Annotated in this window: 25 protein-coding genes; 8 read left to right on the plus strand and 17 right to left on the minus strand. The window is 49.3% G+C overall.

From position 1 onward, the window contains the following. Positions 1 to 223 (minus strand): hypothetical protein (locus J4G02_06255; protein ID MCE2394180.1); only part of this gene is annotated, 223 nt, incomplete at its 3' end. 269 nt (positions 224 to 492) lie between these two features. Between J4G02_06255 and J4G02_06260 the strand changes: the two genes are divergently transcribed. Next, a complete protein-coding gene (locus J4G02_06260; protein MCE2394181.1) occupies positions 493 to 1194 on the plus strand; it encodes a hypothetical protein in 702 nt (233 codons plus the stop codon). A 29-nt stretch (positions 1195 to 1223) separates the two neighbouring features. Here the strand turns inward: J4G02_06260 and trmFO are convergent, their stop codons facing one another. From trmFO to gap, 7 genes are all read right to left on the minus strand, one after another. After that, on the minus strand, positions 1224 to 2579 hold the full coding sequence (gene trmFO / locus J4G02_06265; GenBank protein MCE2394182.1) for a methylenetetrahydrofolate--tRNA-(uracil(54)-C(5))-methyltransferase (FADH(2)-oxidizing) TrmFO: 1356 nt from the start codon (positions 2577 to 2579) through the stop codon (positions 1224 to 1226). A 22-nt stretch (positions 2580 to 2601) separates the two neighbouring features. After that, positions 2602 to 3168 (minus strand): c-type cytochrome, encoded by a 567-nt coding sequence (locus tag J4G02_06270; GenBank protein ID MCE2394183.1) that lies wholly within the window; start codon positions 3166 to 3168, stop codon positions 2602 to 2604. A gap of 45 nt (positions 3169 to 3213) precedes the next feature. Beyond that, positions 3214 to 4452 carry a tRNA guanosine(34) transglycosylase Tgt gene (tgt, locus tag J4G02_06275; protein MCE2394184.1) on the minus strand — a complete coding sequence of 413 codons (1239 nt, stop codon included), beginning with the start codon at positions 4450 to 4452 and terminating at the stop codon, positions 3214 to 3216. Beyond that, positions 4452 to 4868 (minus strand): hypothetical protein, encoded by a 417-nt coding sequence (locus J4G02_06280; GenBank protein MCE2394185.1) that lies wholly within the window; start codon positions 4866 to 4868, stop codon positions 4452 to 4454. Before J4G02_06280 ends, tgt begins: the two co-directional genes overlap by 1 nt. Positions 4869 to 5085: 217 nt before the next feature. Next, a complete protein-coding gene (gene secG / locus J4G02_06285; GenBank protein ID MCE2394186.1) occupies positions 5086 to 5502 on the minus strand; it encodes a preprotein translocase subunit SecG in 417 nt (138 codons plus the stop codon). Positions 5503 to 5540: 38 nt separating this feature from the next. Further along, on the minus strand, positions 5541 to 6311 hold the full coding sequence (gene tpiA, locus J4G02_06290) for a triose-phosphate isomerase (protein ID MCE2394187.1): 771 nt from the start codon (positions 6309 to 6311) through the stop codon (positions 5541 to 5543). 64 nt (positions 6312 to 6375) lie between these two features. Further along, complete coding sequence (gene gap, locus J4G02_06295) at positions 6376 to 7374, minus strand: type I glyceraldehyde-3-phosphate dehydrogenase (GenBank protein MCE2394188.1); 999 nt, start codon at positions 7372 to 7374, stop codon at positions 6376 to 6378. Positions 7375 to 7646: 272 nt separating this feature from the next. Here gap and larA point away from each other — a divergent pair, with 272 nt between their 5' ends. The 4 genes from larA (at position 7647) to minE (ending at position 10978) form a co-directional block, all read left to right on the plus strand. Further along, the gene (gene larA / locus J4G02_06300; protein ID MCE2394189.1) at positions 7647 to 8921 is read left to right on the plus strand and encodes a nickel-dependent lactate racemase; all 1275 of its coding nucleotides are present in this window, start codon (positions 7647 to 7649) and stop codon (positions 8919 to 8921) included. Positions 8922 to 8954: 33 nt separating this feature from the next. Next, positions 8955 to 9641 carry a septum site-determining protein MinC gene (minC, locus tag J4G02_06305; protein MCE2394190.1) on the plus strand — a complete coding sequence of 229 codons (687 nt, stop codon included), beginning with the start codon at positions 8955 to 8957 and terminating at the stop codon, positions 9639 to 9641. A gap of 256 nt (positions 9642 to 9897) precedes the next feature. Then, a complete protein-coding gene (gene minD / locus J4G02_06310; GenBank protein ID MCE2394191.1) occupies positions 9898 to 10689 on the plus strand; it encodes a septum site-determining protein MinD in 792 nt (263 codons plus the stop codon). 13 nt (positions 10690 to 10702) lie between these two features. Then, on the plus strand, positions 10703 to 10978 hold the full coding sequence (minE, locus tag J4G02_06315; GenBank protein ID MCE2394192.1) for a cell division topological specificity factor MinE: 276 nt from the start codon (positions 10703 to 10705) through the stop codon (positions 10976 to 10978). A gap of 22 nt (positions 10979 to 11000) precedes the next feature. Here the strand turns inward: minE and J4G02_06320 are convergent, their stop codons facing one another. The 7 genes from J4G02_06320 to alr form a co-directional block, all read right to left on the minus strand. Next, positions 11001 to 11804, minus strand: coding sequence for an HAD family phosphatase (locus J4G02_06320; GenBank protein MCE2394193.1), 804 nt, complete (start codon positions 11802 to 11804; stop codon positions 11001 to 11003). A gap of 39 nt (positions 11805 to 11843) precedes the next feature. After that, positions 11844 to 12398: a YkgJ family cysteine cluster protein gene (locus tag J4G02_06325; GenBank protein ID MCE2394194.1), complete on the minus strand. Its 555-nt coding sequence runs from the start codon at positions 12396 to 12398 to the stop codon at positions 11844 to 11846. Next, positions 12395 to 13660 (minus strand): M23 family metallopeptidase, encoded by a 1266-nt coding sequence (locus tag J4G02_06330; GenBank protein MCE2394195.1) that lies wholly within the window; start codon positions 13658 to 13660, stop codon positions 12395 to 12397. Before J4G02_06330 ends, J4G02_06325 begins: the two co-directional genes overlap by 4 nt. Before the next feature lie 9 nt (positions 13661 to 13669). Beyond that, a complete protein-coding gene (locus J4G02_06335; protein ID MCE2394196.1) occupies positions 13670 to 14275 on the minus strand; it encodes an XTP/dITP diphosphatase in 606 nt (201 codons plus the stop codon). Continuing rightward, positions 14241 to 15008, minus strand: coding sequence for a ribonuclease PH (gene rph / locus J4G02_06340; GenBank protein MCE2394197.1), 768 nt, complete (start codon positions 15006 to 15008; stop codon positions 14241 to 14243). Before rph ends, J4G02_06335 begins: the two co-directional genes overlap by 35 nt. Positions 15009 to 15110: 102 nt before the next feature. Then, positions 15111 to 15323 carry a hypothetical protein gene (locus tag J4G02_06345; GenBank protein MCE2394198.1) on the minus strand — a complete coding sequence of 71 codons (213 nt, stop codon included), beginning with the start codon at positions 15321 to 15323 and terminating at the stop codon, positions 15111 to 15113. 84 nt (positions 15324 to 15407) lie between these two features. Then, entirely contained in the window at positions 15408 to 16547 is a 1140-nt protein-coding gene (gene alr / locus J4G02_06350) for an alanine racemase (GenBank protein MCE2394199.1), read from the minus strand. Positions 16548 to 16589: 42 nt separating this feature from the next. On the opposite strand from alr, the gene J4G02_06355 reads away from it, so the two are divergent. Genes J4G02_06355 through J4G02_06365 form a run of 3 tightly spaced genes read left to right on the plus strand, consistent with a single transcriptional unit; the run spans position 16590 to position 19421 of the window. After that, a complete protein-coding gene (locus J4G02_06355) occupies positions 16590 to 17726 on the plus strand; it encodes an ABC transporter ATP-binding protein (GenBank protein ID MCE2394200.1) in 1137 nt (378 codons plus the stop codon). Between the two features lie 3 nt (positions 17727 to 17729). After that, complete coding sequence (locus J4G02_06360) at positions 17730 to 18641, plus strand: DUF2156 domain-containing protein (protein MCE2394201.1); 912 nt, start codon at positions 17730 to 17732, stop codon at positions 18639 to 18641. 21 nt (positions 18642 to 18662) lie between these two features. Beyond that, a complete protein-coding gene (locus J4G02_06365) occupies positions 18663 to 19421 on the plus strand; it encodes a thiamine pyrophosphokinase (protein ID MCE2394202.1) in 759 nt (252 codons plus the stop codon). A gap of 9 nt (positions 19422 to 19430) precedes the next feature. On the opposite strand, the gene J4G02_06370 is transcribed toward J4G02_06365, so the two are convergent. Both J4G02_06370 and J4G02_06375 read right to left on the minus strand, forming a co-directional pair. Continuing rightward, positions 19431 to 20468, minus strand: coding sequence for a Gfo/Idh/MocA family oxidoreductase (locus tag J4G02_06370; GenBank protein ID MCE2394203.1), 1038 nt, complete (start codon positions 20466 to 20468; stop codon positions 19431 to 19433). A gap of 29 nt (positions 20469 to 20497) precedes the next feature. Beyond that, on the minus strand, positions 20498 to 21577 hold the full coding sequence (locus tag J4G02_06375) for a GNAT family N-acetyltransferase (GenBank protein MCE2394204.1): 1080 nt from the start codon (positions 21575 to 21577) through the stop codon (positions 20498 to 20500). Positions 21578 to 21792 lie beyond the last annotated feature (215 nt).

Below are 21792 nucleotides of genomic sequence, written 5' to 3' on the forward strand. Positions count from 1 at the left end.
GATAGAGCATTGTGATCTGATCGCTTTCAACAGTGTAGATTGTAAACGGACGCCGAAGCAGTAATCCACTACCTTGCGAGATCAGTACGTGGATGAACTGTCCGGGTAGCGCGCTTTCGGCAATCTCTGGACACGAACAACTCAGTAGATAGTGGTTCTCGGCAACCAGTTCGTTAGAGATGACTTCTGTGGGAAGGTCGAATTTTTTAGCGGGAGTTAGCATCGGATTTATGTCATCGCAAGTCAAACCTAAGCGGTTTTGTTACGCTCTGCCAGAGTGAGTTCCTCCATCAAATGCGGAGGGTAATGGTAATTTTACCCTGTTTTAGTAATAAACGCAACCGTTTTCCTGAATCATCAGAACATAGAAAATTCCCATATCGATAGTGCGATCTTAGGCAATGTGGAAAATTTGTTGTATTTTTGCAAAATCGTGCTATAATTCCGGACGGTTACTACTATCGCAGTCTAATATAAAGGAAGGACAAACAGATGGGCAGAAAAATTGAGAAGTTATTTCGTGCACCCTACGGTGTACCGAACGGCTTGCAGGTAACGGATGAAGGTCTGTGGATCGTAGACCAAATCACCGATCGGGTGGCGTTGGTAGAAATTACCGAAGCATCAGCTTACGGGGTGACTAAATTGGTTCGGGATATTCCGAGCGACTGCTCTAACACTAGTGGTATGTGTTATGGCGATGGGGCACTCTGGCTAGCGGCGAACGGTTCTGGAGACCAATGGCGTCCAACGCGACCAAATGATGCGAAATCTGGGCTGGGAGAAATTATTAAGACCGACCCACATACCGGGGAATGCCTAGGTCGGTATCCCGTACCGGATGGTGGTGGCACACATGGTGTGGAGTATGATCATTATGAAGAGGGGTATCTCTGGGTCCAAACGTTGAAGAACCAGATCATGCACAAGGTGCGGATTTCGGATTGGTCTGTGCAAAACTCGATTCCGCTTCCGTACGGACGGGGACACGGTGTAGTGCGGGTGGAGGATGGCGTTTGGGTTGTGCACACCTCTGACCGGGTAATCGTCAAGCTCGATGTGGAGAGCGGTGCAGAACTAGATCGGATTGAGGTGCCAGAGGATAATCCTGAGCCACATGGTCTGTCAATCTTCGGAGATGATTTCCTCTACTGCGACGCCACCTCCGGCTGGATAACAAGAATTACTGTTTAGCGATTGGTGAAAGCGATGGTGGATTTCTCCTAAATCGTATCTTCGATTCCTCCCAGAAAAGCCTCTATATCTGCCAACGCCCGTTCTGCATAGGCGGCAGCACGTTTCCGTTTATTGAGGCGTTCGCTTGTGTCCAAGGGAGGTAGGATCCCGAAATTTGCCTTCATCGGTTGAAAATCAGCCGGACTCGCGTGGGTCACGTAGTGGCAAAGCGATCCAAGAATCGTAGTGATCGGTAGGGATAATGGGGCTTGATCATGCAGTAGGCGTGCGGCGTTCCAGCCGGCGAGCAAGCCTGTTGCGATGTTGCCCATATAGCTTTCAACACCGGTGATTTGTCCCGCAAAAAAGAGGTTTTCTCGCCCACAAAACTGAAGCGTGGGACGTAGCAGTGTTGGTGCATCAATAAAGGTGTTGCGGTGCATCTGTCCATAGCGCACGAACTCGGCTTTTTCAAGTCCAGGGATTGTGCGGAAAATCCGCTTCTGCTCAGGAAACTTCAGGTTCGTTTGAAAACCGACCATGTTATAGAGCGTACCGGCAAGGTTGTCTTGGCGCAGTTGTACTGCCGCGTAAGGCCGTCGACCGGTACGCGGGTCGGTTAACCCCACCGGACGCATTGGACCAAATGCGAGACTCTCATGACCACGTCGCGCTAAAATTTCCACCGGTAAACACCCTTCAAAGAATTGATGCCAACCTGCCCTCACCCCTTGCTCCAACGCCTGCTCAAAAGATTCCAGTTCAATGCGTTCTGCGCGGAGTAACGCATCGACAAAAGAATCGTATTCATCGCGGTTCATCGGACAGTTGATGTAATCGCCCTCCACCTGTTCTCCCCGCCCATAACGTGAAGCACGGAAAGCAATCGTCAAGTTAATTGACTCCAAACTTACAATTGGGGCAATGGCATCGAAGAAGTAAAGGTGTTCCTGTCCACTTAGGGCAGCAATTGCCTCTGAGAGACTTGGTGAGGTAAGTGGGCCAGAAGCGATGATGGTGGGTTCGTCAGGGAGGGTAGTAACCTCTTCCCGCACCACTTCAATCTTGGGATGATTCGAAATTCGTGCGGTTATGAGTTGAGCGAAAGCCTCGCGATCTACTGCCAACGCACTGCCTGCGGGCAACGCCGTTTTATAGGCGCACTCCAGCAGCATCGATCCCAGCCGACGCAATTCTGTCTTAAGAACGCCAGAGGCACGATCTGGCAGATCCGATCCGAGTGAGTTGGAACAGACCAACTCCGCAAGGTTAGCGGTGAGATGGGCACCGGTTGCGGTAGATGGACGCATCTCATAAAGATATACTTGGATGCCGCGTTCAGCCGCCTGCCATGCCGCTTCGCTGCCTGCTAACCCACCGCCGATAATAATTAGATTTTTCATGAGTATCAGGAGGTATCGAAGTCTAAAAAGGTCTGCCCATGCGATTGAGCGCTGCGGGCACCTCGTTCTTGACCGGCTTGATGGTCTTCAGATACGCCCACATCGCCTTGAGATCTTCGTCTCTCAGGTTTGCGTAGGCATTCTTAATCGGCATCGGTGGTAAGAGCTGTCGATTGCTCGTATCACCTTGATGATATCCAGTTCGCATTGTGTCAACGAACATCTTTTCCGTCCACTCACCGAGCCCCGTCTCTTTATCAGGCGTTAGATTGGCGGCAAACGTTGTCCCAAAGGGCATCGAAAATGCCGCAAGAGTCGGTGCAGCGACCATAAAAATACCGCGCTGCATCATGCTCATATCGAATTTGGGATACGGTGCACTCGCAGGATGGCCCGCGAGATACATACTCATATCCATCTCCGCGCCCTTGCGCGGAGTATGACACTGACCACAAGCCCCCGCGGCATCAACGAGGTATTTTCCACGTTTGACCAAATCACTCTGGCTTTCGGCGTAGTTTAAGCACAGCAGTACAAATATTGATGTCGAAAAAATCGCCAGTCCGAAAATCCAGTATTTTCTCCTCATTGCACTCAATCTCCTTCGGATTTTATTTGTATAACAGTAACTCCGCTATATTGCTGCCCGTCTGCGTCTGCGGTTTGAAGAGTCTGTGGATGATTCATCTAGCGTCCTACGCAAGTCACCCTTCTTCTTGTCAGCTTTCTTGGATTCCGTTTCTTTGGTCTCTGATTTCTGTCCGGCCTGCATCAAGCCGCCGATGTCATCCTTCAGATGGGCGAATGTGCCGTCCGAAATCGCCTGCCGGACACCTCGCATCAGGCTCAGATAGAAATGCAGATTGTGAAGCGTGAGCAGTCGGTGTGCAAGAATCTCGTTTTCGAGATGTAAGTGTCGCAGATAGGCACGTGTAAAATTCTGGCAAGTATGGCAGATACAGTTCGGATCGAGCGGTGTAAAATCTGTCTTGTACTTTGCGTTGCGGATTTTAAGCGTACCGAGTGTCGTAAAGAGTGAACCGTTTCGTGCGTTGCGCGTCGGCATTACGCAATCGAACATATCCACTCCACAACTTACACCGTACACCAAATCCTCCGGTGTTCCGACACCCATTAGGTAATGCGGTGCATCTTTCGGCAACAACGGTGCTGTGTAGGCTAATGTCTCATACATTAAAGGTTTTTCTTCGCCAACACTAAGCCCACCGATCGCATAGCCGGGGAAGCCAATCTCCACAGTCTTTTCCACACTAATCTTTCGCAGCGACTTTTCCATCCCGCCTTGTACAATACCGAACAACTGTTGATTGCGGTTCCGGTGTGCCTTTTTGCAACGTTTTGCCCAACGCAGCGTCATTTCCATCGATTTCCTGAGATACTCGTAATCGCTGGGCAGCGGCGGACACTCATCGAAAACCATAATGATGTCTGCGCCAAGCGTGTTCTGGATTTCGATAGAGCGCTCCGGGCTGATAAAGTGTTTAGATCCATCAATCTCAGAGCGAAACTCGACACCTTCCTCAGTAATTGTGCGAAGCGGTCCCAAGCTGAAGACCTGAAACCCACCGCTGTCTGTGAGGATCGGTTTCTTCCACGCCATAAATTTATGTAATCCACCTGCCTGTTCGACGATTCGGTGCCCTGGGCGTAAATATAGATGGTAAGTATTACCAAGGATAATTTCTGTCCCAATTTCAACGAGATCGTGAGGCGTGCACGTCTTAACCGTTCCGCGTGTGCCAACGGGCATGAAGATAGGGGTATTGACAACACCGTGTGCTGTTCGCAGTTGTCCTACTCTAGCTTGCGTCCGAGAATCTGTGTGGATAAGTTTGAATTTACTATCTGCCATTAGGTTGGAATCTTGTGTGTAATGAAATCAAGCACTTCGGATCGGTTCGCACCAAGGCGAACATAGACACCGCGAAAGTTTTCAAGTCGCGAGGGTTTGGTGAAAGGACTCAATAGCACTCCGTTATTGTCAACGTAAAAGCTGCGAAAAGCCTCCCAAGACTTCGTTAGGCGATAAAAGGGGGCTGTGACGACAAGCTCATGCTCGTACAGCTCATAACGGAACGGAACAAAATACCGATATAAAGAGCTAGTTACAAAGATTGTGGACAGAAGGGTGATAAAAGCCGACTGGAAAAGCCAGTAAATACCTGAAAACAGGAGGAGGAGAAAGAGTAAGAGGAAGATTGATCGCGTCCAGTTTTCACGCAACGGATGAACCTTCCAAAATTGTTGGGGGATAGACTGATCGGACATCGGTTCGCTCACAGCACGAGAAGAATTTAGTGTGGGGTATTGAGATGTGTCATCCGCACAGAAAATATAACGATAATCCGCTTTATAAGAATTTAGGCGAGCACTTTCTAGTGTTTTAAGCCTCAGGACAGGTGAAGGATAACAGGAGGTATACTCATGTAGATTCCCATTTGCCTTCCACTAAGTATACCTACCGGATTTTAATCTCATCCACGTCCTATTTCCCAGCACTTTCTCCAACATCATCCGTGCTGTCAGATGACGAATCCGTTCCATCCGTCTCGGCAATATCAGGTGCTTCACCCGCTTCGGTTGTCTCATCTGGAGGTGTAATTGTTACTTCAACCTCTGCTGCCTCTTCCTGGAGTGGCTTTAATTCACCGCCTGTTTCACCGTAGAAACGCATCAGAAATAGTGCCATCACCATGAATCCGATAGCGATCCAAGTTGTAATCTTGGAAAGAAAGGTTGCGGCACCTTGTCCACCCAAAACAGATTGCATGCTGCCACCCGCTCCACCAAATGCACTTGATGAAAGCCCTTCCCCCTTACTATCTTGCAACAGGATAATAATGGGCAGTAGAATACAGGCAGGTACAAAGAGCACAAGAATAAAACCAACAATGATTTCCATAATAGTTCCTCACTTTCGTAATAATTTTCTTTTTTTAATTAATTCAAAAAAGCCTCGTTTGCAGCTTTGACGATTTGGGCAAACGACTCCGCCTCCCAGCTGGCTGTACCGACCAACGCACCATCGACATCGGGTTGCGCTATCAACGCAGCAGCATTCTCCGGTTTAACACTCCCACCATACTGAATCCGGACCCGCGATGCCACCTCAGCCGAATAAATTTCTGAGCAGAATGACCTGATAAGTGCGTGCACCTCTTGGACTTGGTCCGGAGTTGCATTCTGTCCTGTCCCGATTGCCCAGACCGGTTCATAGGCAATTACGGTGGACACGATCTGATCTGCGGATAATCCGGCTATACCGTTGAGAATATGGCGCTTGACCACTGCTCCGGTTCTGCCAGCCTCTCGCTCCTCAAGACTTTCGCCTGCGCAAATTATCGGTATCAAGCCGTGCGCGTGCGCTGCCTTCGCCTTGCGGTTGACGTTTTCATTTGTCTCACCGAAATATTGCCGACGTTCGGAGTGACCAATGATGACGTAGTCACAACCAACATCCTTGAGCATTCCCGGTGACACTTCACCAGTGAATGCACCGCTGTCCTCCCAAAAGACATCCTGCGCTGCGAGCCGAATATTCCCGCCTGCTAATGCCTGCGCCACTACGGACAGCCCAGTAAACACAGGGGCGACGACGATTTCGACATCAGCGACTTCCACGACCAGTAGCTGAAGTGAGTTGACAAGCCCTACCGCCTCATGGATGGTCTTGTTGAGTTTCCAATTACCGACAATGATTGGTGTGCGCATTTTCTCCTATTAGGGCAAACAAGATTCAATATAATTCCGGACGGTTTGAGGTACACGCTGTATATTATAAAACACGCGCAGCCAGTTCAACCAAACGGTTTGAGTATCCCCACTCGTTATCATACCAAGAGAGAACTTTCACCAATTTGCCATCAATGACCCTTGTAAACTCTGCATCAAAGATCGACGAATGGGGGTTACCCTTGAAGTCAACCGATACAAGTGGAACTTCTGAATAACTTAGGATTCCTCGCTGTTCTCCCTCGGCAGCTTTCTTCACAACTGCATTAACCGCTTCTACACTCGCTTTCGTTTCTAGGTCAACGGTGAGATCTACTACAGATACGTTCGGTGTTGGAACCCGAACCGCCATCCCATCAAATTTCCCTTCTAGTTCAGGAATGACCAGCGAAATCGCGCTTGCTGCGCCTGTGGACGTCGGAATCATCGAAAGCGCAGCCGCGCGAGCCCGACGTATATCTTCATGTGGGAGATCCAGTACTTGCTGATCGTTCGTATACGAATGGATAGTTGTCATCAGACCACTGTGGATGCCAAAATTTTCCAAAAGCACCTTGGCAAGCGGCGCTAGACAATTCGTCGTACAGGAAGCGTTGGAGATAATATGATGTTTCTCTTTATCGTATTTATCTTCGTTAACACCCAGCACGACAGTGATATCCTCGTTCTTAGCAGGTGCAGAGATCACCACTTTTTTCGCGCCCGCCTCCAGATGCCTCGACGCATCCCTTCCATCCGTAAAAAAACCTGTCGATTCAATAACAACGTCAATTCCTAAAGTATTCCAAGGGAGCGCAGCTGGATCTCGTTCGGAAAAGGCGAGTATCTTTTTCCCATCGACAATAAGTCCGTTATTTGTTGGTTGGACATCGGCATCAAGTTCCCCAAGCACCGAATCATATTTGAGCAGGTGCGCAAGTGTTTCTGGGTCTGTTAAATCGTTAATTGCCACAAAATCAAGACCTACGTTTTTATTTTTTAATGCGGCCCTCAATGCGTTGCGTCCAATTCGACCAAAACCATTAATCCCAACTCTTAGCATATACAATCATCCTCCATATCTTCGACAGGAACCTAAAATTATTCCACATAACCCCTCAATTCGTCAAGTGTCAAATTCTGTGCCGGTTTGATCTTCTATAAAACGAAGCTAATCGTGATACAGATTCCTGAATGAAACTGAGTAGCGCACTTTCCGAGTGGTTACTTGAAAAAAGACTTGCATTCGGGACAGCATCTTGTTTATAATGTTATAACACTAGGGTATACATAAAGCCTCCTAACCTTGAAGTCAGCAAATTGAGGTGAATTCTAATGCGAGTTGGCATGAAATATGGGCGCGGTCTGTTAGATGTCGATATCCCTGACCAGAATTTGGCAGGTGTACTAACCCTCCAGAAATCTGTCCCAGTTCAACAGCCAGAGCGTGCAGTTTGGGATGCGATTAAGTCACCAATTCACTCCGCACCGCTAGCCGCCTTAGCGAAGAATCGGACCTCCGCCTGCATCGTCATCTCTGACGTAACACGACCCGTCCCCAACAAACTTATCCTACCACCAATTCTACAGACACTGGAATCCAGTGGCATTCCGCGCGAAAAAATCACGATTCTGATTGCAACAGGCATCCACCGCCCTAACGAGGGAAAAGAACTCGAAGAAATGGTCGGCACCGAGATCATGACCAACTATCGAATAGTTAACCATTTTTCACAGAAAATCGAAACGCACAAATATCTCGGCTTAACGCAGGGCGGTGCGCCAGTTTATATCGATAAAACCTATCTGCAATCGGACTTAAAGGTCACTACTGCCCTGATTGAACCGCATCTGATGGCAGGATATTCCGGTGGACGCAAATCAATCTGTCCCGGACTGGCTTCAATCGAGACGATGAAAGTGTTGCACGGACCGCAGGTACTTGAACACCCCAAGGCTTCAGTTGGTATTCTTGAGGGCAACCCACTCCATATCGAAGCTACCGAGATTGCCCTGATGGCTGGCGTAGACTTTAACGTGAACGTCACAATCGATGACCAACGCAGGCTCACCGGTATATTTGCTGGCGACATCGTCGAATCTCATCTGGCCGGCGTAAAATTCGTCGAAAAACAGGTGAAAGTAACATTGCCAGAACCTGTCGACGCTGTCGTGGTGTCAAGTGCAGGTTATCCACTCGACACCACGTTTTATCAAGCAGTCAAGGGAATGCTAGCAGCGGTAGAAATCGTTAGACAGGATGGAAGCATTATTCTAGTCGCGGAGTGTAGCCAAGGAATTGGGAGCGGGCCTTTCACGGATATAATCTTGAAAACAAAAGACCTGAAGCAGTTTATTCACGATATTCACGACCCTACGAACTTTGTCATTGACCAATGGCAATTGGAAGAATTGGCAAAAGCCGCCAAAAAAGCCGAAATATACTGCTATGCTGATGGCATACCTTATGACCAGTTGAAAGATCTGTTTGTGCAGCCAATCCGAACTCCGGCAGAAGGGATCGAGCGCGTCCTTGCCAAACATGGAACCGATGCTCAAATTGCTGCGCTTCCTGACGGTCCCTATGTTTTAGCAACAGTTGAAAACTAGGTTCTATGATTGTTATTCTATAAGAGGAGTGAAATGCAGAACGAATCGCGTCCAACCGTTGAACTGAAAGGCTTCCGTGACGGTATGCGCCTGATTATTGATCCGGAAGCCACGATGGACGAGATTGAACAGGCAATTATAGAACGAATGGCAAGTTTAGAGCACTCATTATCAGGCTTGACAATGAACATGGATCTCGGAAGCCGTTCACTAAATGATGAAGAATTAGTCCGACTCAAAAAGCTATTGAACGAAAATTATGGACTTGAAGTAAAACAGATCATCGGTGACTCCCAAGATGAACCGAAGAGAGCCGAAAAAAACCCCATTGCCGGGGTGCCGGCACTCCATAGCGAAGAGCGCGTTTATGATCGACTTGTTCCAGTCAATGAAGAGACGCGCTTTATTCGTCACACCCTCCGTTCTGGACAGATCGAACGTGCCTTAGAAGGAAATATGGTCATCCTAGGCGATGTGAATCCGGGGGCGGAAGTAGTCGCTGCCGGCGACATTATTGTCCTCGGCGCTCTACGCGGTGTTGCCCATGCGGGTGCACTCGGCAATACATCGTCGGTCATTTTCGCCTTGAATCTGCTACCAACTCAGTTGAGAATTGGACGTTTCATCACCCGCGCACCTGCCGAAGAACAACAGCGACACCAGAGAGCAGAAATTGCGCGCATCCTAGAAGATGCCATCGTTGTCGAAGAATACGACTGACTCCAACCCGAATTAAAAGGATACAAACAGGTATAGACTCCTCTCACTATCTTCAAGTTTTGCTATTTTCCGAATCATAATAAGCTATTGTCGCTCACCAGCGGATTGTCTTTGGATGTCGAGGCTATAGCCTGCTGGTGGTTAGGAGCGGATGCTACCGAATCGAAGACATCCCAAGTGACAACTGTTTGGACGTGGTTGCTAGTCAGAACTGGCTCGATATTAAACTCTTTATGAGGGAAGGATAACCAGAAAAATGGGAAAAGTGATCGTCGTTACGTCTGGTAAAGGCGGGGTCGGAAAAAGCACTTCCACGGCGAATCTTGGAACGGCCTTAGCTGTGCTGAGTAAGAAGGTCGTTGTCGTCGATGCGGATGTGGGATTGAGAAATCTTGATGTCATTATGGGGCTGGAAAGTCGCGTTGTGTACACATCGATGGATGTCTTCGAAGGTGTTTGTGAACTGGAACAAGCATTGGTTAAAGATCGAAGGACGAAAGATCTCTATCTCCTTGCGGCCTCGCAGAGAAATAACAAAAGCGATATTCGGCCGGAGCAGATGAAAAAACTCTGCCTAGAACTGAAAGAGACGCACGACTACGTTTTGGTCGATTCACCTGCCGGCATTGAACAGGGGTTTCAAAACGCAGCGGCAGGGGCAGATGAGGCACTGATTGTGACAACACCGGAGGTCGCAGCGGTCAGGGATGCGGATCGAATCATCGGTTTGCTACAGAACATGACCATTAGTAATTTGCACCTCGTCATCAATCGACTTGCACCGGAGATGGTTAAGGCAGGTGATATGATGGAACCGACGGATGTCATAGACATTTTGTCAATAGATCTGCTCGGTGTTATCCCGGAGGATAGGGAAATTCTTATTTCAACGAACCGAGGTATGCCGTCAACCTACAATCACAGGTCCGATGCCGGGCAGGCTTACAAACGTATCGCGCAAAGACTTGAAGGGGAAGATGTTCCAATCCCAGAGTTTAAGGCGGGAGGTTTGTTCGGTAACTGGTTTGGGAAACTGTTTAATAACTGAAAGGAGATTACTGATGTTCAAACGGTTAATGCAGTTACTAAATCGGGAGCACAAGAGCAAGAGTATCGCAAAAAGTCGGCTACAACTCATCCTTGTCCAAGATCGAACTGGAATTGATGAAGAGATAATGGAGAGCTTGCAAACAGAATTGACTGAAGTCCTGTCAAAGTATTTTATACTCGAGCGTGAGCAGGTCGAGGTGGAGCTTGAGCGTGAGCAAGACTCAATGGCACTTGTCGCAAATATTCCAGTCCTCGGAACGAAAGTCCGCCATCCCGTACAGGCGTAAGTTAATGCGAGCCTGACTACTTTCAAAGCAGCAGATTCTCGACCGCTAGCGCGACGCCATCGTTCTGGTTGGTTTCGGTCGTGTAATCGGCGATAGCTTTAATTTCGTCAACCGAATTTCCCATAGCCACACAGAAACCTGCGATTTTCATCATGGTCTCGTCGTTGTATCCATCGCCAAAGGCAACAATCTGATTGTTGGGGATGCCAAGTTGGTCAGCAAGCGCTTGCAACGCACGCCCTTTAGATACTTGTGGATTCATAAACTCGATGTATTCGACCTGGGTCCGCGTGACATACAACCGCTCGCCAAACTCGGTTTTGCATTCGGCGAGGAGTAGATCAATTTTTTCCGGTGTATCCAAAATCTGCATCTTCGTGGGTTCTTGCCCATCTAATTCGCGCAGATCGCTGAGTGCCGTTGCCGGAACCCCCGTTCTCTTTTCATACAGTTCACTCCACTGATTATATTCCTTGATGAACAGTTGATCATTCAAACAGAAGTTGAGATGTAGTCCCTTCTGATCTCCATACTCGACCAACGCCATTGCCTCCGCTGCCGGAATGGGAGTATGGTGAATCACCTCCTCCGTTCGTGGGTGTTTGACCATCCCACCGTTGTATGAAATTATCGGATTGTCCAAACCAATCAGATTACTAATCGGCAGGATGGCTCGATGCATCCGCCCTGAAATTAGTACGACGACAACTCCCTGCGCCGATAATTCTTGGAGCGCTCTGCAGCTTCGATCTGTCACAACATGCTCATCATTAAGCAGTGTCCCATCCAAGTCTAACGCCGCCAAACGGCACGACACTTTTTCCATATTCTTCTCCTTTCTGGGACGGTTTTCCGCCAGGCTGACTCAATACTTGGTTTTCATTCTGGCTAATGTCAACTTCTCCAAAGTGCGCACAATTACCACCGTGTCCTGATAGGGTCCAATGAGCTGCCAATTTGTAGAGACAGTTTCAACGACCGAATCAGATTCGAGATAGTCCACCATGTAGCCGCTATAGTGTTGGAACGCTTCCGTCTGGGCTTCCGCTTCGCCATAAGGACAGATCATGTCAATCCCTAGCACTACCTGCGTTCGATCTTGATTGTACATAAGAGCGAAAGGATAGATCTGGCAGTCCAGCGGACGAATCGGGTAGATTGTGCATTCACTCGTTTCAGAATTAAAAAAGGGACAGATGTACATATGCCCATGGGGTATCAGTGTAACCTGTGCGCTTTTCCCATCTGCCGTCGTGCGAAAGCGATGCCCCGCCACCCCATTTTCAATAGCGTTTCCCATTTCAGCTTCGGTGAAGATGGGAGCGAGGAAGCTGTCTTGATCGAGGAATCGGCAGCAAACATCGCATGAAAAACAGACCTTGCTCGGTACAATCTGTTCAATCTGAATCAACTGACTCATCTTTGTTCCTCATCTAGACGAGATAAACTTTCAATTGCCGGAGTCGAGAAGTCTCGTTCCGTCCATTCCTCCGGAGCGACTGCTACTCCATTAACGACCATACCCCAATGGAGGTGTGACCCTGTGGCTTGCCCGGTGGATCCCATCAATCCGATGCGTTGTCTCTTCTCAACACGCTCTCCAACCTTGACGTGAATTTCACTGAGATGGTTGTAACTGGTCGAAACCCCTTGCCCATGATTGAGAATCACAGCGTTGCCGTAGATATGTAATCGGTCTGCAAGAGCAACAATTCCACTATTCGACGCAGAGATAGGGGTACCTACCGCATTGGCGATGTCTGTGCCGTAGTGATGCCGGCGGACGCCTGTGTTATATTCGCGGTACTTGCCGAACGGTGATGTCAGCCGACCCTCGGTCGGACGAATGAATATTCCTTCCCAGAGCTGCTCGACCTCGTGATCCGCCTCTGCGTACGCTGCCGCTCTTTTCGCATTATCCTCTTTACCTTTGGATCTATCCATCATTATCCGCTGCTTTTGGGGTGAGAGGGTAATGTATCCTCCACGCGCAAAGATTGTTTTAGTGACCTCAACCTGAAAAGTTTGATCCGTCTCATTGCCAACCAAGTCTGTGGTTCTCACCGTGAGTGGATAGTTTTGGACAGTCGCTGTCACACCAACACCAAGAAAGCTGCGATACAAACTCTCTGAGCTCACCGGATAAAAGGCGATCGCCTTATCGAAAAGTTTCCCCTCAATATTTGATAGAGGCTCATCTGCTTGAAGAAAGAGTGCAAGTGTTCTGCCCTGTCCAACATGGAGCGTTTCCGGCCTAACATCAAGCGTTGGTGGGGTATTGTCGACGTAAAACGGAAACGCATATCGTGTCTGATTCTTGTGCAACGACCTATCGGTCGCTGTCACAGAAGCCGTATGCAATCCATCGGCTAATACCGCAGTTTGGAGCCTCAAAAGCGAAGGCCCTTTTTCGCCAAAGCCCAAGGGGGTTGGAGGTGCATCATCAATCTGTACGATCAACGAACCCAAGCCAGTCTCCTCGTCCGTGGCGAAAATTTCAAGCGTCAGATCGCCGCGATACCGTTTATCTTTTTCTAGGCCATTTACTGTGAGAGTGGGCGGCGTGGAATCTAGCAGACTGAGAACAACCGGGAGTCCGAGTCCTATTAGCAGAATGATAACGAAAATAGTGATAAGTATAGGCGCTTTTCGGGTAGGGATATTTGGGACGCGATCTGACATGGAAAATTTCTAACATCGCTTGAAGATCATTTCGCTCAACATCTTGCTCGCTTTTTCCAACGCCTTCGCGCGGTGGCTAATCTGATTCTTAATCTCGTCCCCTAATTCTGCAAAGGTCTCTGCATAGTCCAGAGGGACAAAGATCGGATCATATCCGAAGCCACTCGTCCCGCGCGATCCATGAATAATCCGCCCTTCACAGACACCACGAACAACCTGTACTTTAGCAAGAGGTTCAGCAATAGCCACAGCACAGATAAACCGTCCTGACCTCCGGTCATCGGGAATATCCTGAAGTGCATTGAGCAACTTGGCGATACGGTCTTGGTCTGAAGCGTTTTCGCCGGCATACCGTGCCGAATGGACGCCGGGGGCTCCGTCAAGTGCATCTACCTCCAAACCGGAGTCATCGGCGATGGTGAGATGTCCGGTGTATTCGGCAAGGGTAGAGGCTTTTTTAATAGCGTTTTCGTCATAGGTTTTGCCATCTTCGACGACATCTGGCGCGTCCGGGTAATTGCGGAGTGACAGAAGTTCAATCCCGCTTTGATCTTGAAGTATGTCGCCAATTTCTCGTACTTTACCCTGATTCCGGGTTGCCAATACTAACTTCATCTCTATTCTCAATGATAATCTGTTTTTGAAGCCGGATCAATTGTTCAATCCCGCTAACCGCCAGATCGAGCAGCTGATCCGATTCTTCTTTGGAGAAGGGGGTTTCTTCCGCCGTTCCTTGGATCTCCACAAATTTACCCGCACCTGTCATGACAACATTCATGTCGACATCAGCGCTAGAATCCTCCGTATAACAGAGATCTAGCATAGGTGTTCCATTAATGATGCCGACACTCGTCGCTGCTACATGCTCAACGATTGGAATCGTTCTTATCAGTTTTTGATCCATCAGCCATTGACAGGCATCCCAAAGCGCGATAAATGCACCGGTAATTGCTGCGGTACGGGTGCCGCCGTCCGCTTGAATAACATCACAATCAATCCAAATCGTGCGTTCACCCAGGGCTTTGAAATCGACGATCGCTCTCAAGGATCTACCGATAAGTCGTTGAATCTCTTGTGTTCTGCCGCCAAGCGACCCTCGCGTAACTTCACGCCGCATCCGGTCGGAGGTGGAGCGGGGTAGCATTGAATACTCCGCAGTCACCCAACCTCGATTTCGGAGGTGCTGCTCACGCATGAAACGCGGTTGCGATTCTTCCACCGATGCCGTACAAACAACTTGTGTATCACCGACAGCAATCAAGACAGATCCTTCTGGGTGTTTAATGTAATTCCGAACGATGCGGGTCGGGCGCATCTGATTCGGCGTGCGCCCATCTTCTCTTGCCATTTTATTTCCTCTTTTTCTCAGTTAATCTTTAATCCTTATTTTAATAGGATCAATGCCGATTGCAAAAAGTGCACTTCGGTATGGTGCAGAAGTTAGATGACATCAATCCGTAAAATCGTCCGTTAAAAAATCGAGTGCTTTGGTATAACTTCGACGTTCTAGATAATGGCGTAATTGCGGCGGGGCAGTTGTTCTAACCTCCTGCTGCAGCCGCTCAATCTGCTCAAGGTCTTCTATTATACTCTCTTTTTGCTCGATATGTGCAAACATTGATTCTAAAGTCATTTTCAGGGTCGTTGCTTGTTCTGTTGTCATGGGGTTCTCCTAATTATTATATGGACCCAGCGTCCGATAAGTTCTGGCTTCAGTTTATCATCCTTCCGCCCTGATGTCAAACTCTTATGATTCCTGATTCACGTAAACCCGAGGAATCCGTTTGCCAATCCCCGTCAGAATCTCATACGGGATGGTTCCCGCCTTCTCCGCAACGTGATCCGCGCGGATCTCTAAGTCTCCCTGCTTCCCAATCAGCACTGCTTCATCGCCGATGTGTAGAGGCAGATTCTCATCTCCTTCCTGCGACGCAATCCGAAATACCGTCCCATCCATACAGACTGATCCAACCTGTTGACATCTCGTGCTATGGATCAACGCCTCACCCCGATTCGATAGAGCACGTGGGTAGCCATCAGCATATCCGACGGGCAGCGTGGCTAGCCATGTCAGGTCATCAACTATGTGGGTGCGACCGTAGCTGACCCCTTCTCCTTGCATCGACTGACGCAAACAGATGAGGCGTGCCTTCCAATTCAGGGCAGGTCGCAAAGACACAGGGCTTGTTCGTCTGACTTCGGACGATGGATAAACGCCGTATAAACTCAAGCCGACACGAACTGCATCAAAATGGGCGTCGGGAAGCGTTAATGCGGCTGCACTGTTGGCAGCGTGGACAATTAGGGGACGAAGATTGAGTTTGGAAAGAGTGGAAAGCACCGACTTGAACCGGTCTAACTGCAGATGTACATGGCTTTTGTCGGCTTCGTCCGCCGTGGCAAAATGGGTGAAGATTCCTTCAATCTCTATCCTTTCTAAGGTTGTCAGCCATTTCAGAAAATCAACCGCTTCTGTATACCATATCCCGCCACGATTCATGCCAGTGTCCACATCAAGGTGCACCTTAACCGAGGTTCCCTTCGCTTGCGCCGCACGGGACAACGCCTTGCAGAGTGTCGGTTCATACACCGAGGCTGTCAGCTCATATTCAATAATCGTCTCCGCCTGAATTGGCAGCGCATTGAACAGCACTAGTACCGGCTTTCTGATGCCAGCAGTACGCAATTCGACGGCTTCGGCCACGGTAGCGATCGCATACATCGCCGCTTCCTCGTGCAATGCTTTGGCGACCGGAATGGCACCGTGTCCATACGCATCTGCCTTAATCACAGCAATCAGCGAACTGCTCTGGGTATGCGCTTTGATTGCTTGTGCGTTAGATCGAATTGCAGAGAGATCTACTTCCACCCACGTTGTCGTTGTCATTTTTGGTTTTCATTTTCCCCTGCGTATGCTAAAATACAAGGAATGGCAGAGATCAGACTTGAACACATCACAAAGCGTTTTGGGGAGGTCGTTGCCGTAGACGACGTGAACCTTGAAATCCGCGATCAAGAGTTTGTTGTTTTCTTAGGTCCTTCGGGGTGCGGAAAAACAACTACGCTTAGAGCAATCGCCGGATTGGAACACCCCGACGAGGGAGACATTTTCATTGATGGCAAGCGAGTAAACGCGCTATCCCCCGCTGATCGGGACATTGCGTTTGTCTTCCAATTTTATGCGCTTTATCCTCACCTGACCGTTTATGATAACATCGCATTTCCGCTCAAGGCGGTGAAGGCATCGAAAGCCGAAATTCAGGAACGGGTGAAAGAGGTAGCAACAATCCTGCAAATTCAAGCGATGCTTGACAGAAAGCCGAGTCATCTGAGCGGTGGTGAGATGCAGCGCGTTGCATTGGGACGGGCGATGGTCCGTCAGCCCAAGGCATTTCTGATGGATGAACCGATGTCGAACCTAGATGCTAAGTTGCGGGTAGACATGCGGACAGAACTGAAACGCCTGCAGCGAAGGCTAGGAGCAACCACCATTTTTGTCACACATGACCAAATCGAAGCGATGTCGATGGCAGATCGTATCGTCATCATGCACCAGGGGAGCCTACAACAGATCGGAACGCCTCACGAAGTATATAACCAACCGCAGACCGTTTTCGTCGCCCAATTTATGGGAAGCCCATCGATGAACCTGATTCGTGGCACGGTTCAGGCACAATCGACTTTGAAGTCTGCTTCCACCGGGGGCGAACAACCCGCGTTGCACCTGAACCACACAGATGTCTGGATTGAGTTATCAGCAGAACAGATCTCGCACATCGGCCGGTCAGCTGAAATCATCTTTGGCGTTAGACCGGAGCATATTGTCGTCTCAAGGGAGCCAATTCAAAAAGGATTTACCGCCACTGTGCACCTTGTAGAAGCGTTGGGATCGGTCAATATTATCGACATATTTCTGGGCGAAAATCCAGATACCGGGGATCTGGTCCTCCTCCGAGCCCGTACACACCCCGCATTTCGTCCCGATGTGGGACAGTCCGTTGGGTTTGATTTCGACGCCAAACAGATTCATCTGTTTGATCGTCATACTGAACAAATCATTGCTTGAAGATTGCCTGATTTATCAAAGAACCTACAGCCACTTACGTTAAAGGATAAACTCCTTTTTGATCGGTACGCCCGTCAAATGCCGGCAGGACTGTCGCGCTATGCCTTTGCTCCACACTATATATGGCGAAACTTTTTCGATTTTTACTGGACAATAATTGATGACCAGTTCTGTCTTTTCGCCAATCAGGATGGTGATTACTTCATGCCAATCCCCCCGATGGGGGCATCGCTAAATCAAGAAGTAATCCACCAAGCGTATGCGTTCATCCTTGAAACCAATCGTGCGAAGCAGATTGCACGGATCGAAAACGTTCCAACGGATCTGATTCCCTTTTTTCAGGAGAGGGGCTTTCACGCCGTTCAGAAAGAGACGGAATATCTGTACGAAACAGATGCCCTCATTCAACTCAAGGGAGATCGTTACAAAAGCAAACGAGCTGTTTATAACGCTCTGATCCGCAACTACCCTGCCGCACAGTTGCAGCCGTACCAATCCACCCATCTTGCAGATTGCCTCGCGCTCTATGAATCGTGGCGACAGGAACGATGGAAACAGTTCCACGATGATGTTTACCGGGCGATGTTGGACGATTCTCAGTATTCCCATCACACAGGCCTCATGAACCACGAGGAATTGGGATTGGTCGGCAGGGTTGTTTTCATTGATGGCGTTCTGAAAGGATACACCTTTGGATACCCCCTCAACAGCGAAATTTTCTGTGTTCTCTTTGAGGTGACCGATCTCAAAATAAAGGGGGCATCACAATTCCTTTTCAGAGAGTTTTGCCGAGAACAGGCAGCATATCGATGGATTAGCACGATGGACGACTCCGGCTTGGAAAACCTGAAGCGTGTGAAATTATCGTACCGTCCTGCCAAGCAGCTCTCATCCTACAATCTTTTTCTCCTGTAACCGATCGCTAATCCAGATACTATGAAATGCGTTCTAATTTTTCTCAATGGCCATTATGACCTCCGTTACCCTCGATTTTACAAGGAGACACTAACGTGGGCAACGGCAAACAGTTACCCCCTCATCTGCGCTGATGGGGGCCTGCGCTTATTCACGGAACTCAACCAGACCAGCGACGTCCCAATTTCCCCAAACGTCCTAATCGGCGATCTCGATTCCCTTGAAGAGTTGCCGGCGGAAACCCTTGAACAGTTAGAGCAGTCCGGAACGCACATCGTCCGGGAGTGGATCGGACACATAGACAAGGACGATACAGACGGACAGTTGGCAGTCGCTTATGCAAACGCGCAATATAGCTGTCAGAGAATTCTGATCTATGGTGGACTCCCTCACCCCAACGGCTACGAGATGGATCACTTTCTCGGTAATATCCGACTGATGCGATTGGGTTTCCAACTATTTCAGGATACTCGGCGCGAAAACGAGTGCAACTGGCGAGCGGCGATGCGTGACCCACTCCAAACAATCCACTTCGTTGTTTCGGACGTAACGCTAGACCGAAAAAACGATGGCGTACAACGGGTCTCGCTCATTTCCGATGATCCGAATGTTACCATCAAAAGCAGCACCAATCTTCGATGGAGTTTGGACGGATTCCACGTCGATCCGATTAGAACAAACGCCCTGCGCAACGAGTTTGTAGCAGAGGCAAATCAGGCGACCATCCGCCTCGTGGAAGGATCGGATCCAGTCTACGTCATTCACAATTGGTATGAATAGACGGGCATCTTACTGTCCCGTCGATCGGATTTCAACGTTGTCCAGTCCTTCCCCTAGCGGCAACGGAACCTGCGTCCCTGTTTTATGGGAAATGTGCATGGCGGTGATAACTTCCAACGCCTTCAGTCCGTCCCGCCCGGCTGAGACGCTCTCTCGATCCTCTAACAAACAGTCAACCGCTTCCCGTGCTGCGCTGTAGAAATAGTCGTCGAGGATGAGGGTTTCGGGCATATCAGGAAGAGGCTCGAAGTCGTAGCGCGCGCCATAACCCACGCTCGCCTCAACAAGGGGACCGTATTCCCAGATGCCCCGCAGCTCGCAGAAATGGATCTGTCCCGCCGTACCCGCAATGGTAACATCGCTGAGAGATTCTTTGCGCGTAGGGATGCAGTTTATGAAGATGACCACACCACCCTCACAGACAACCATCCCTCCGCCACCCGGATCGGCAACGGGTTCATCGCTGAGAAAACCGGATACTAGCTTGGGTTGCGCCGATGTGAAGTAGAAAGCGTAGTCCACCGTATGTGTGCCGTTGTGCAGCAGAGGACGGGCGCCGGAGTAGGTGATGGTTCGCACATCTCCGACCGCTCCGTCATCAACCATTTTTTTTAACCGTCGGTAATGCGGTAGGAATCGGCGCGTGTGATCTACAGCCAACCGGCACCCGTTTGCTTCGCATGCTTCGACCATCTTCCGTCCCCATTCGACACTGATGGCGAGCGGTTTTTCTACCATAATCACCTGAATCCCCGCTTCTGCAGCCTCAATCACCGGCTCATGATGATGGAAGTTATGGGTAGTGACGCTCACGATATCCAGATCTGCTTTTTCGTACATCTCCTGTGCAGTAGCATAACGCTGTTCCGGTGCGATTTCCCATTCGTTGCCGAACTGTTGTAAGCGTTCATTATTAATATCAGCGACAGCCGCCAACTCAACCTCCTCGCAGCGCCGATAGCCGCCGGCATGGGAGTTGTCTCTTCCGCCAAGTCCACCGACGCCGCCAGCACCAACGATACCAACTCTGATCTTCGATTTTGACATTATGGTGTTCCTTCTTAGTTAGGATATTCCTATCTGTTTCTCTGCTCGTTGTGGTCAGCATTCACCCGTTCTGTCTGCCACGATTTTCTGTTGCCGTAATAATCCCCTTCACTTCTCAATGGGGTAACATCGGGCAGCCACAAGGTATAGACAAGCATATCCAGCCAGTTTTCCCCGTCGTACAGTCGATTATGCAAACGTGCTTCTTCGACAAATCCCCCCGCTCTCGCCATCTCTTTTTGGTCGTCGTCACAGTCAGCGATATAGATCTGTAACCCCTGAATCGAGAGGGCTTTTGCTTTTTCTGCTGCAGCCGTTAAAAGTTCAGACCCTTGCTCAAAATAGCTTGGGCAGACACGAAAACTGAGCGTAGCGATATGCTGCTCGTGGAAGGTGTCAAACCGTTTCAGTACGGCTGTCCCGACGATCCGTTGTTCGCGATTTTCCAACACGACAAACGTGCCGTTCCGATCTTCGATCTGTCGCATCAATCTTACAAAGTGGCTTTCAAAGCGGGTCTCGCGGAAGGTCTGCGTGAAATAGTCCTTGATGAGCCAGCGCGGTTCACGATGATTGTAGAGCGCAGAGGCACGAGGCAAATCTGCCCACGTCGCATCTCGGATTCGCGCCGGTCCGTAGAATGCCAGATAGGTTTGATCGAAGTCCCCGGCATCGGGTGCGAGATAGCGCATCCCATCCCCTAGGTGATACCAGAACCCATGTTTTTCATACAGACTGCCAGCAATAGGATTGGTGGTGCAGAGGTAGAGCGCTACCCCGTCATCAGCGCGAAATCGCCGGATTAGGCAATCCATAAGTGCTGAGGCGATGCCTTTGCTCCTATGTTCTTCCTCTGTTCGGACAAACTCCACGACACCGACATCGCGTGTGCCTGTTGGCGTATAATAACTCATACTACCGACAACTTCGCCGTCAATTTCGCCCACAAAGTACGGCGTGAAAAGCCATTCTGTCAATTTCCCGTTAAGCAGATCATCGCGTACATCACCCCAACAACCGACTTTGCTAACGTAATCATGGAGCGGTGGGTGTAGGGTCTTGATGACGAGCTGCTCGCCGGTTTTTAATCGCACTGTTTCTGTTGTCATAGTACCTTCCTCGATCCTATCGGTTATCAATGCGTCAGCATTTTAGCACGATACCGTCCTTGGGGTCAATCCGGTTTCTCCTTCGTCGAATTCATATCTTCATAAAAACAGGATCGACACATCCACCGCCCTATGGTATAAACTCCAAAAGTCAACAGAGGAGGGATATGGATGTCTGAGGAGATAGTGGTACGCTTTGCGCGGCGTGACGACTT

It is taken from the genome of Candidatus Poribacteria bacterium (assembly GCA_021295755.1).
Lineage (GTDB): Bacteria > Poribacteria > WGA-4E > WGA-4E > PCPOR2b > PCPOR2b.